The sequence below is a fragment of the Fulvivirga lutea genome (assembly GCF_017068455.1).
GTDB lineage: Bacteria > Bacteroidota > Bacteroidia > Cytophagales > Cyclobacteriaceae > Fulvivirga > Fulvivirga lutea.
In genome coordinates, this window is the sequence record NZ_CP070608.1 from 3,126,211 (window position 1) to 3,138,108 (window position 11,898).

10 protein-coding genes and 1 riboswitch are annotated in these 11,898 nt (G+C 38.3%); of the genes, 1 reads left to right on the forward strand and 9 read right to left on the reverse strand.

The window, feature by feature from the left end:
* The first annotated feature begins 1 nt into the window (after position 1).
* On the forward strand, positions 2–1,195 hold the full coding sequence (locus JR347_RS14035; protein ID WP_205721221.1) for a hypothetical protein: 1,194 nt from the start codon (positions 2–4) through the stop codon (positions 1,193–1,195).
* On the opposite strand, the gene metF is transcribed toward JR347_RS14035, so the two are convergent.
* The 9 genes from metF to JR347_RS14080 form a co-directional block, all read right to left on the reverse strand.
* On the reverse strand, positions 1,192–2,145 hold the full coding sequence (metF, locus tag JR347_RS14040; protein ID WP_205721222.1) for a methylenetetrahydrofolate reductase [NAD(P)H]: 954 nt from the start codon (positions 2,143–2,145) through the stop codon (positions 1,192–1,194). The genes JR347_RS14035 and metF overlap by 4 nt on opposite strands.
* 15 nt (positions 2,146–2,160) lie before the next feature.
* A complete protein-coding gene (gene metH / locus JR347_RS14045; RefSeq protein WP_205721223.1) occupies positions 2,161–4,830 on the reverse strand; it encodes a methionine synthase in 2,670 nt (889 codons plus the stop codon).
* Between the two features lie 75 nt (positions 4,831–4,905).
* Positions 4,906–5,022: riboswitch (SAM riboswitch) on the reverse strand.
* Positions 5,023–5,348: 326 nt separating this feature from the next.
* Complete coding sequence (gene trmB / locus JR347_RS14050; RefSeq protein ID WP_205721224.1) at positions 5,349–6,011, reverse strand: tRNA (guanosine(46)-N7)-methyltransferase TrmB; 663 nt, start codon at positions 6,009–6,011, stop codon at positions 5,349–5,351.
* Between the two features lie 22 nt (positions 6,012–6,033).
* A complete protein-coding gene (locus tag JR347_RS14055) occupies positions 6,034–7,311 on the reverse strand; it encodes a bifunctional folylpolyglutamate synthase/dihydrofolate synthase (RefSeq protein WP_235689682.1) in 1,278 nt (425 codons plus the stop codon).
* Between the two features lie 9 nt (positions 7,312–7,320).
* Positions 7,321–8,199 (reverse strand): hypothetical protein, encoded by an 879-nt coding sequence (locus JR347_RS14060; RefSeq protein WP_205721225.1) that lies wholly within the window; start codon positions 8,197–8,199, stop codon positions 7,321–7,323.
* Positions 8,199–8,588, reverse strand: a complete 390-nt coding sequence (locus JR347_RS14065; protein ID WP_205721226.1) for an ExbD/TolR family protein — start codon at positions 8,586–8,588, stop codon at positions 8,199–8,201. Before JR347_RS14065 ends, JR347_RS14060 begins: the two co-directional genes overlap by 1 nt.
* Before the next feature lie 3 nt (positions 8,589–8,591).
* A complete protein-coding gene (locus JR347_RS14070) occupies positions 8,592–9,275 on the reverse strand; it encodes a MotA/TolQ/ExbB proton channel family protein (protein ID WP_205721227.1) in 684 nt (227 codons plus the stop codon).
* 1 nt (position 9,276) lies between these two features.
* On the reverse strand, positions 9,277–10,089 hold the full coding sequence (locus JR347_RS14075) for an SPOR domain-containing protein (RefSeq protein ID WP_205721228.1): 813 nt from the start codon (positions 10,087–10,089) through the stop codon (positions 9,277–9,279).
* Between the two features lie 134 nt (positions 10,090–10,223).
* Entirely contained in the window at positions 10,224–11,885 is a 1,662-nt protein-coding gene (locus JR347_RS14080) for a TonB-dependent receptor (RefSeq protein ID WP_205721229.1), read from the reverse strand.
* Between the last annotated feature and the right edge of the window lie 13 nt (positions 11,886–11,898).

Genomic DNA, 11,898 nt, shown 5'->3' on the forward strand with positions numbered 1-11,898 from the left:
AATGAAAAAGTTAGTTCTATACATACTATTTATATGTGCAGCTTTTTGTACTGCATGTGATACTTCAGAAAATGAAGCGACTCTTTCAGAGTCATTCTTTAAGGTATATGATAACAGCACTTTTGATGCATCATTTATACCTATCGATGTACAGCAAACAGCTAGTGAAGGTTACTTAATACTATCCAGCAGTAGGCTTTCAAGCACAAACTTTACCGGAGTTAACTTAATAATGGTTGATAAGGAAGGAGAATTCATTCGAGAAGAAGTGCTATCGGAGGAATATGTTAATCCGGTAAATCAATTGATAAAAATTAATGATCAATACTTCTTCATGGCTATGAACGCTGTGAATTTACAAGCCACGCTATTCCAAATAACAGATAGTGCGCGAATAGTTAGCACTACTCCTATTGGTGGCTTAACATACCCAATGTATCTTAACCAAGATGGTGAAAACCTATTGGCACTAAGCTATAACAATCAGGAAAAAGTAAGCGTCTTGTCAGTTTTAACTACTGAAGGAGCTATCTTTGAAAGTCAGGGATATACCATTGGAGCAGGCCCCGATACTGAGGCACCAATCATATCCCACTTTACAAGAACTGGCAAACAACTTCCTTTCTTTGCTGGAAAGGTTTCTGGTGGGAGCTACTTTTTTAACGGCTTCTTTAATTATACGCTATCATTGGTGTTTACCAACTTTGGTGATGAACCTTTAGGTGTTGTTCAGGGTCAGCAAGATGATGGTGGTTTTAGCTCTGGCGTTTCTGTAGCAGGAGCCAATTTTGCAGCATCAAGATTTAATTTCGGTGAGAATTACATTATTCCTTCTGTGGATTTAAACACAACAGGCATTTCTTCTACCACTGATATTGATGGCAATCCTTTCCCTGAATTGGTGCCGGACGCACCCGTAGTTCTGAAGCTTGTAGATGTTTCTGGACAACAGGTGATTCTGTATGGTAGTAGTACTAAAAGTGGCCAAATTATTCTAATGGCTTTTGATGCCGCTAGTGGCGTTTTAAATGGTACCAAATACCTGGGCAGTACATATCCCTATGAGATTTCAGGTTTCACCTCAACTTCAGACGGTGGGCTGGTTGTTGTGGGTAATACATCAGTGGCTGGCCGGTTTGACCGAATTTGTATGTTCAAATTATCAGCCAGCGAATTATCTGGTTTAGCCAACTAGAAAAGCTCCTTCGCTATATTGTATACCGGATCAGATTTACCCATGGAGTAGTAGTGTAACACTGGTACGCCATAATCCATAAGCTCTTTTGATTGTTGGATAGACCACTCCACCCCTATTTCTTTAGCCTGCGCATTGTCTTTTGCACCTTCAATAGCATCAGCTAGATCTTCAGGTATATCAATATGAAAAAACCTCGGCAGCACAGATATCTGTCTCTTAGTAGTTATTGGCTTCAGACCGGGAATAATAGGCACGTTTATACCCTCAGCCCTACATTTATCTACAAACTCAAAAAACTTCCCATTGTCAAAAAACATTTGAGTCACGATATAATCAGCACCCATTTCAACCTTCATTTTCAGGTATTTTAAGTCACTTTTCAGGTTAGGCGCTGTGTAGTGCTTTTCGGGATAACCTGCTACCCCAATACAAAAATTGGTAGGGCTAGCATTTTGAAGTTCTTCATCCAAATAAATACCATTGTTCATATCTTTTACCTGCCCAAGTAACTCACTGGCGTATTTATGCCCTCCTTCCTCAGCCACAAACATAGGTTCTGTTTTAATTGCATCTCCTTGTAGAACCAGCACATTATGAATGCCTAAGAAGTCAAGATCTATCAGGGCATTCTCAGTTTCTTCTTTGTTAAATCCTCCACAAATTATATGTGGGACAGCTTCAACTTCATACCTATTTTTGATAGCCGCACAAATACCAACAGTGCCAGGTCGTTTACGTGTTGATTTACGTTCCAATAAGCCATTCTCTCTCTTTTTATACACATATTCCTCTCTATGATAGGTAACGTCTATAAAAGGCGGTTTAAACTCCATTAAAGGGTCAATATGACTAAATAGGTTTTTAATATTATCACCTTTAAGTGGAGGTAAAATCTCAAAACTAAAAAGTGTCTTATCTGAATTTGCTATTTGTTCTGTTATTTTCATTTTTAGTAGTATGTCTTATTTGTAATTTAAGTTAGGTGCCAACCACTTCTCCATTTCCTCTACTGAATAGCCTTTTCTCTTCGCATAATCCTCTAACTGATCTTTACCTATTTTACCTAACCCAAAATATTTGCTATCTGCATGTGAAAAATAGAGACCGCTCACTGCTGCACCCGGGTACATAGCATACGATTCTGTTAATTTTAAATTGATGTTCTTTTCAACTTCTAATAGATCAAACAGGGTGCGCTTCTCCGTATGATCAGGACAAGCAGGGTAACCTGGAGCCGGTCGAATGCCTGCATAATTTTCTTTAATCAGATCTTCATTAGATAATTTCTCACTTTTTGAATAGCCCCAATATTCCTTCCTCACTTTTTCATGCATCAACTCAGCAAAAGCTTCTGCTAATCGATCGGCCAGCGCTTTAGCCATAATTGATTTATAGTCATCATGCTCTTTTTCATACTCACCAACGAGCTTTTCCAACCCAATGCCCGCAGTTACTGCAAAGCCTCCGATATAATCAGAACCAAATTCCTTTGGCCTGACAAAGTCAGCTAAACTTAAATTAGGAAGTCCTGCACCTTTCTTTCCCTGTTGTCTTAAAAAGTGAAATTTTATATCTGAATCAACTATTTGAATGTCATCTGCTTGCCTTTGAACTTCCCATATACCAATGACGCCCTCAGCCTCCAATGAATTATTGGCAATAATATCATCTAGCATTGCATTGGCATCATTAAATAGCTTCTTGGCTTCATTGCCAATTGTCTGATTTTCAAATATTTGCGGGTACTTACCCTTCAACATCCAGGTTTGAAAGAAAGGCGTCCAGTCTATATAGTTTCTGATTTCAGCTAAAGGGTAATTTTTAAAAACTTTTACACCCTCTAATACAGGTTTATTGATTGATTCATTGGCCCAATCAATATTTAATTTATTTGCTAATGCCTCAGAATAGTTAATATAATTTTTATCACTTTGTTTGCTGGCATGCCCCTCTCGCAGCACTTTATATTCCTCTTTTACATTGGTATGGAATTTCTCCCTACTTTTTTCGCCAACAAGATCACCAACAACAGGAACACTTCTACTTGCATCTAACACATGAACAACCGCCCCTTCATAATTAGGATCAATTTTAACCGCAGTGTGAATTCTAGAGGTGGTGGCACCACCAATCAACAAGGGAATTTTAAGGTTCTGACGCTGCATTTCTTTAGCAACATCTACCATTTCGTCCAGTGAAGGCGTAATCAACCCGCTGAGACCAATAGCTATTACCTCTTCTTCAATTGCCTTGGAAATAATTTTATCAGCAGGTACCATTACACCCATATCAATTATTTCATAGTTGTTACAGGCAAGTACAACTCCTACTATATTCTTACCAATATCGTGCACATCTCCCTTAACTGTAGCAAGAAGTATTTTCTTACCTGCTTTTGGCGAATTGTTCTTTCTCTTTTCTTCTTCCATGAATGGTTCAAGGTAAGCCACGGCCTTTTTCATCACTCTGGCACTTTTTACCACCTGTGGCAGGAACATTTTACCCGAACCAAACAAATCACCCACTACATTCATTCCGTCCATTAACGGGCCTTCAATAACCTTCAGTGGACTTTCTAACTTTGCTCTAGCTTCCTCAGTATCCTCATCAATAAACTCAATTATACCTTTTACAAGCGCATGTTCTAAGCGTTTTTCTACTGGTTCTTTTCTCCAGGCATCATCTACTTCTCTCTTCTTTGAGCCTCCTTTCACCTGTTCAGCAAAAGTTAAAAGCCTCTCAGTTGCATCATCTCTCCTATCGAGTAATACGTCTTCAACATGCTCTAATAGGTCTTTAGGTATCTCATCATACACCTCTAACATGGTGGGGTTGACAATGCCCATGTCCATCCCGTTTTTAATGCCATGATAAAGAAATGCTGCATGCATAGCTTCACGCACCCTATTATTACCTCTAAATGAAAAAGAAACATTGCTCACTCCGCCACTCACATGTGCACCCGGCAAGTTCTCTCTGATCCATTTTGTAGCATTAAAAAAGTCTAAAGCATTCTTTCGATGTTCTTCCATACCAGTAGCGACAGGAAAGATGTTCGGATCGAAAATAATGTCGTTTGGATTGAATTTTACTTCATTCACCAGTATGTCATAGGATCTTTTACAAATATCAATGCGCCTTTGATAAGTATCTGCCTGACCATCCTCATCAAAAGCCATAACAATTACGGCAGCGCCATATCTTTTAATCACTTTGGCCTGATGTATAAATTCTTCTTCACCTGCCTTCAAACTGATGGAGTTAACCACTCCTTTGCCCTGTATGCACCTAAGACCCGCCTCAATAATGTGCCATTTGGAGGAATCAATCATAATAGGAACTCTGGCAATATCAGGCTCAGACGCGATGAGGTTTAAGAACCTAACCATTGCTTCCTCGCCATCCAACATACCTTCATCCATGTTCACATCGATGATTTGCGCCCCACCTTCTACCTGTTCACGGGCTACTTCTAAGGCTGCGTCAAAATCATCGGCTTTAATTAGGTTCAGAAATTTCTTTGAGCCAGTAACATTGGTACGCTCGCCTACATTTACAAAATTAGATTCAGGCGTAATGATAAGCGGTTCTAGTCCACTCAGTTTTAAAAATGATTGATGCGCTAATGGCATATAAACAGTTTAGTTAATTCAAAAAAAAAGCTCTCCCGATATGTCAGGAGAGCTTTAATAAAATGCATCTATTCTGACTTATCTCTCCTGACAGTATTCGTCAGGATGGATTTAGCACCTTTCCCTCAAATAAATGAGTGGTGGTTGCCAAGGCTTCACAGGGCCATGTCCCTCTGCCTTTCTTGATAAGAGTATCTTAAAGAACTTTGAATCAAATATATAGTATAAATTAATACAAAATACATTTGATAGTAAAAATAACCCGTAAGGCGTCAAAAGGTTATTTTAAACCCCTGATTTGACAGGATTTGAGCTGCCAGACTTACCGCAACAGTCCACTGTTATCCTGCCCGCCAACTGGCGGACGAGGTCCGTCCATCAACTGACGAACGGATGAGGCCTTGTTTTGGAAAAAGGCTCACTCGGTATTGTTTTATTGTTAGGTTTAAAAAACACGGTCAAGCCTTACGGGTACTGCAAAGCTACCCGTATTAAACGATCTAAAAAATGATTCTGGTTTAATTCACAAACGAAAACCGCAGATATTTAATATCATGCCCCTCTTCACTAAACTTCTTTTCATATCTAGTGCGAATATCATGACATTCAGGTTTCAGCTCGGAGTGGTATAAATCGAAGGTATATGTGAGGTCTTTAATGTCGGTTCTGTTTTTCAATACTTCTAATGAATATTCAAATAAACCCGTATTATCAGTTTTTAATCGAATAACAGCATCGCTCTTCACTAACGATTTATAGATATCTAAATAACGATCATGAGTAACTCTTCGCTTCTCATCTCGATCCCTAGGTCTTGGGTCGGGGAAAGTAATCCAAATTTCACTTACTTCATTTTTCTCGAAAAAATTAGAAAGTTCTAACATGTGTGTTCTTAGGAAAGCAACATTCGAAAGGCCTTCATCTAAAGCAATGCCACTTCCTTTCCAAATTCGATCTCCTTTAATATCTATACCTATGTGGTTTCGTTCCGGAAAGATTCTTGCCAAGCCAATGGAATATTCTCCTCTGCCACATGCCAGTTCCAATGTAATCGGTTGATCATTTCTAAAAATCAACTCGTTCCATTTTCCTTTCACTTTCTCATAAATCTCTTTACTTGGCTCAACTACATTAGGCCTTTCAGCTATTTCAGCAAACTTTCTTAATTTTCTTCTACCCATGCTTACGTATAAAGCTGCAAACTTAAAGATTATCTAATTCAGCCACCACAAAATTGCTTCCTCCAATAAATATCAAATCATTCAAATTAGCATTACTTCTAGCGGCATCTACCGCCTCATTCACATTCTTTATAACAATTCCTGCCAAACCAAATTGATTACCCTTTTCAGCAAGTGCTTCTGCAGCCATAGCTCTTGGAATATTTGCCTGGCAAAAGTAATAAGTCGCATTTTTAGGTAATAGAGAAAGAATTTTACTCACATCCTTATCGTTAACCATGCCTAAAACTATATGGAGTTTCTCAAACTGAAGTGAATTGATCTGATCAAGAATATATATTATACCGGCTTCATTATGGCCAACGTCACAGTACATTAGTGGCTTTTCTGCCAGCTTCTGCCAGCGTCCTTTTAAATTCGTTAAATCAAATACTTTGTGAACCCCACTTGTAATGGCTTCATTTGAGATGCTATAGCCTCTTTCATTTAATATGTCTATAGCGCTGAATACGCCTAACAAATTTCGAAACTGATATTTGGGAAGGCTGGTTGTGTCTATTGTTAACCACTCTTTGCCTTCTTTTAATACTACATTATTCTTAAACTCGTAGTTATCACCGGCAAATGTAATTACGGAGTTGGCCACTGAGGCAATTTCACTAAAAACAGCGACTGTTTCTGGCTGTTTTTCTGTGATAACCACTGGTCTATTCTTCTTAATAATACCGGCTTTTTCTCGTGCAATAGCCTCAATAGTATCTCCTAACCATTGCTGATGATCCATACTGATATTAGTAATCACAGAAACCTCCGGTAAAATAACGTTAGTTGAATCTAAACGGCCTCCCATTCCCACCTCTATAACAGCAATATCCACTTGCTCTTTAGCAAAGTAATCAAAACACATGGCTACCGTTATTTCAAAGAATGAAGGTTTTATCTCATTGATTACGGGCTTTATCCTGTCCACAAAATCAACCACAGCCTGTTTATGGATCTCTTCCCCATTAATTTTAATACGTTCTGTAAATGACTTGAGATGTGGTGATGTATATAGGCCAGTTTTGTAACCTGCTTGCTGAAGAATTGCAGCCAAATAGTGTGACGTGCTTCCTTTACCGTTAGTACCTGCTACATGAATGCTTTTAAACTGATGCTCTGGATGGCCTAAAAATTCGCATAAACGGAGGGTATGAGTTAAGTCTTTTTTAAAAGCACTCGCACCATCGCGCTGAAACATTGGAAGCTGAGAATACAAGTATTGAACAGTTTGCTCAAAAGTTGCATCAAGTGTTAACATCTAAGAAACTTATTTGGATTTGATTACAAAGGTAATTCTTCCTGTAGAAACAGGTGCTACCAATGAATTATCTGAAGTCTTACTGAAGGTGAGTTTTTCAACTTCAGAGCGGTATATTTTTTCAACAGTTGGACTTACACTTCTCTCTATCGTTCTTACTGAAAGTATCTCCCCCTGATCATCAATTTTAATCTCAAATACAATTCTCCCATTTTCGTTAGAAGTATCATTGGGTTTTGGTTTGAAGTCCCAAATCCAGCCTGTCATGTCCAGAGCTGAGCCTCCTCCGCCACCTGCATTTCCATACAATGCCCGGGAATCTAAGGTTCCTTTTTCATCACCCTTATCACCAACTTTATTGGCATCATCTCCATGGTTTGCTTTCTGCTGTGAAGTTGATTCACCTGTTTTACCGCTTGCTCCTTCTTCTGGTTTTACTACTTCTTTCTTTACTTCAGGCTTCTTCTCAACTTCTTTTTCTTTTACCACTTCCTCTTTAACAACAGGTTTAACAGGCTTATCTTCTATCACTTTCTGAACCACGTCAGGAGATTCCTGAACATTATCAGTTGCATCTTCTACAATTGGTTCAGCAGATTCTTCTGACTCTGCCTCCACAGCTTCTTCAGATACCACTTCTTGCTCGGGTAAATTCTCAGGGGCTGCTTCTTCCTCAGACTCACTGTCATTGGCTGCTGTTTCTGGCTGAATTTCACCTGAACCAACATTATCTAAACCAAAATTTAGTTCAATACCATATTCAGGAAGTGGAGGATCGGGCTCCCTCCAGGCGATCATAAATAAGAAGGCAAGAAGCAATACAGAATGTATCAACGCTGAAATCAGTGCTGCATTCCTCTTATTCTTCTTTTCTTCTGATTCTGTCATTACTTAGGTTTTGTAGCAATTGACACCTTCGCTTCTAATGCAGTGGCAATATCAGCAACATACACCAAATGCTCTGTGGGCACACTGCTATCAATATGTAAAACAACCACTCCTTCTTTTTCCGTTAACTTGCTTTTCAGTTCTCCTTCTAATAAAGCTCTGGACACCTTCTTATCATTTACATAGTAATCCAGTTCTTTGGTAATAGTCACAGAAACCTTTTGCAATTCTACCGTAGAGGATTTGCTAGTAGGTAAATTAACGGGCAACCCTGATGGTGTAATAAATGAAGAAGTAAGCATAAAAAAGACCAATAGCAAAAAGATGATGTCGGTCATAGACGACATGCTGAACATTGGTTCTACATTATGTTTAGACTTTAATGCCACAACTTAATTCTTTGGTTCCTGTAATAGATCGATAAATTCAACGGAAGAGTATTCCATTTGATGCACTATCTTCTGAACGCGAGTAACAAGATAATTGTAACCCAAATACGCCAGAATACCAACGAACAAGCCTGCCGCAGTGGTTATCATAGCTGTATAAATACCTTCAGAAAGCAATTTAGGGCTTACTGAACCTTCTTCCTGTGCTATGGCAATAAAGGCTTGTATCATACCAATGACGGTACCTAAAAAGCCCAGCATAGGTGCAGAACCTGAAATAGTAGCTAATAAGGAAAGGTTTTTCTCCAGTTTGAAAATTTCAATCTTACCCACATTCTCAATAGAAACTTCAATATTCTTTAATGGGCTACCAATTCGTGCTATCCCCTTTTCAATCATTTTAACAATAGGAGAATCGTATTGAGTACATAACATTTTTGCGCCTTTCACATCCCCCTTTTCAACAAGGCCTCGAATTTGAGTCATAAAGCCTTCAGGAGCCGTTGAAGATTTCTTTATTGAAAGCACCCGCTCAATGAATATGTATACTGCTGCTACCCATAAAAGTAAAATGGGTATCATCATAAAACCTCCTTGAAAAAGGAGGTCTATTACTCTTACCGAATTATCATTAGCTAAAGCCGCTGAGGTGGTATCCTGAGCGGCTATTATCTGTGTTAATATCATATTAATATTTGATTACCCAAACGTCCTCGCCATACTCGCTTTTTAGCTCTGTGGCTCTATTTTCAGCAGCAGCCCACGAGTCTTGACTATCAACTGTTACCCGATGAAACTTGCTCTTGCCAAAAGGTGGTATCAAATTCACATTAACTCCTTTTTTATTAAGTTTTTTGGCGTAATCCATAGCAAGGTCACCGTCAATAGCACTGGCAACTACAACATAAAAACGTCCAGTCCTTGAACTAATTGTTTCTACGGTGCCTATTTTTGGTTTTGCCGCTTCTTCTGCTGCTAATCTTGCAGCTTCTGCTTCTGCCGCTTCTCTTGCTTTCCGTTCCTCCTCAGCCTTTTTGGCAGCAGCTTCTTCTTTTGCTTTTTGAGCAGCTATTTGTTCCTGGCGCGCTTTTTCTTCAGCATCTTTAGCAGGACCATAAAATCCAAAATACCAAATTGCCAAACCAGCTAATACAACTACTAATACTATTCCTATGATTTTACCAACATTGGAGTTCTCTTCCTGTGGAGGAGTATAACTACCTGGAACATATTCATCAGATTCTTCAGACGTACTAGAGTCACTACTATCTTCATCTGAATCATACGAGCTGTAGGCATATGTTTCACTTTCTTCAGACTCCGATTCTGATGCGTAGTCAGACTCACTGGCTTCAGGTTCACTTTCATCCGAAGATTCATCTAATGGCTGAGGATCTACATCCGGTAAACCGAAATTATCATCCGCTTCATTAAAATCATCCTGATTGTCTTGATTCAGATCATCGTTGTTCTCTATATCTTCGTCTTTTTTCTTCGCCATTATGTTGGTTTTAAGTTTGTTATTTAGTCAGGTCACACAAAAATAAACGAATTTTTCACTGTGCCAAATGCCTTAAAACATGATTTAAGACAACACAATATAAGAAAAATTAATATAAGCCATCGTTTATCTTATTAAAAACTATAAGTGGCCCCTATCATTACCTGAAAGCCTCTGACAGGATAATTATATAACATCTCATATTCCTGTCCGAAAATGTTATTTAACCTCACCCAGCCCGAAAATTGATCCGACACAAGGTATTCTGCCATAAAATTCAAATCAAGTGCTGCATCAAGGTTAATTTTTTCGCCCGTATTGAAGTCTAGAGCCTGAATACCACCAATTGCATATGCCTCGGTTTCAAACCTCAGCTTATCAAACAACTTAAATGTAGATAATGCCGATATTTTATAATTGGGCCTGTGCCATGCTTCTTCTGATTCATCCGTATCATAGCCCCAATAATCACCTCTTAAGGTCAAACGTAGGATTTCATTTCTGTTATAGCTTAGTTGAGCATTTATATTTAATATTTCAGAATTTCCTGTATCATAAATGACGAGGAACTTCGATTGGTCTTCAGGTGAATTGATGAACAAAGGCAAGTTCTTTAGGCTAGAAATGCTCATACCGGCCTTAAAACCAAGCTTACTGGTTAAACTACCTCCTATGCCCCCAAAAAACTCAAAATTATTGTACTGATTGAATGCTCTCGAATTTGGTGCAAGAAAAGGGTTTGATTCTACAAAACCTCTCAATGTTTGTTTATTTACATCACCTCTAATACCGGCTTGTACTTCAAATCCTGAACTCAGGCTATATCTTGCTCTCGCCATAGGAAAGAAGTGAATTTCGTCTGAATCACCCAAAGTGTCATTTTCATAAACAACATTAAATCCGGCATCAATTAAAAAGCCTTCATATTCAAAAGTAAGGGTAGGTACTACTCTAAAAATATTCCTTGTCTTTACGTCTAAACCCTCATCTTTCTGCGATATTATATCTAAATCACTTCTTAAATTAATGGTACTCTGTCCTCCCAACTTGTAGCTTCCTTTAAAATCAAGCTGAACTTCAGATTCTTCAGCACTGAAATTATCTTTCAAGTAATCGAATTGTATTCCGGTGTAAAAATTTAAATCACTAGACTTATCAGTGTTTTCTATATATCCGGAAAGGTGGATGTTATTGAAATTTTGGCTTAAAGAGTCTTCATTCACTTCTTGATTTTCAGGGTACCCATAGAAATTATAAGAACGCCTGTGATAGCCAATATCACCACCTACTGTTAATTTTTTTCCAAAGTGTTTACCGTATCCCTCAACATCAAATTCTCCAGACCCAGAGTTTTCATCATCTACAGGTCCGTTTCTTGAATTAAGAAAATTGATATGGGCTCCATACAACATATCTCTGCTGCGCTTTGAACTTACAAAACCTTCAAAGTATGGTGTTATATAATTGCCGAATCCGGCACGTATGTAATTACCATAAAGCTTCTTCAATGGCTGTTCTTTAATACGAAGTGGACGTACTCTAATATTTAATGAAGGTAATGGTAGATTCAGGTTATCGAATGAATATTCCAACTGGGGTTTTACTCCAGAAAAGTTGATTGGAGCAATCTTCTCAAAATTTCGATTAGCCTTTGGAAGAGTAATTTCCCTATCCTTTACTATCTCTATTTCTACATCTTCAATCTCACCATCACTCTCCCAATTTTCCTGGGCAGAAACAAACTGCATTCCTCCAAAAATGAGTGATAAAACAAGTATATATTTAGTTATTTTCATTAATAGATTCTAT

What these genes read in the sequence shown, in the direction of transcription:
- JR347_RS14060 (WP_205721225.1), bottom strand. Translation starts at nt 8,199, where the DNA reads ATGACAGAATCAGAAGAAAAGAAGAATAAGAGGAATGCAGCACTGATT.
- JR347_RS14055 (WP_235689682.1), bottom strand. Translation starts at nt 7,311, where the DNA reads ATGTTAACACTTGATGCAACTTTTGAGCAAACTGTTCAATACTTGTAT.
- JR347_RS14070 (WP_205721227.1), bottom strand. Translation starts at nt 9,275, where the DNA reads ATGATATTAACACAGATAATAGCCGCTCAGGATACCACCTCAGCGGCT.
- trmB (WP_205721224.1), bottom strand. Translation starts at nt 6,011, where the DNA reads ATGGGTAGAAGAAAATTAAGAAAGTTTGCTGAAATAGCTGAAAGGCCT.
- metF (WP_205721222.1), bottom strand. Translation starts at nt 2,145, where the DNA reads ATGAAAATAACAGAACAAATAGCAAATTCAGATAAGACACTTTTTAGT.
- JR347_RS14035 (WP_205721221.1), top strand. Translation starts at nt 2, where the DNA reads ATGAAAAAGTTAGTTCTATACATACTATTTATATGTGCAGCTTTTTGT.
- JR347_RS14075 (WP_205721228.1), bottom strand. Translation starts at nt 10,089, where the DNA reads ATGGCGAAGAAAAAAGACGAAGATATAGAGAACAACGATGATCTGAAT.
- metH (WP_205721223.1), bottom strand. Translation starts at nt 4,830, where the DNA reads ATGCCATTAGCGCATCAATCATTTTTAAAACTGAGTGGACTAGAACCG.
- JR347_RS14080 (WP_205721229.1), bottom strand. Translation starts at nt 11,885, where the DNA reads ATGAAAATAACTAAATATATACTTGTTTTATCACTCATTTTTGGAGGA.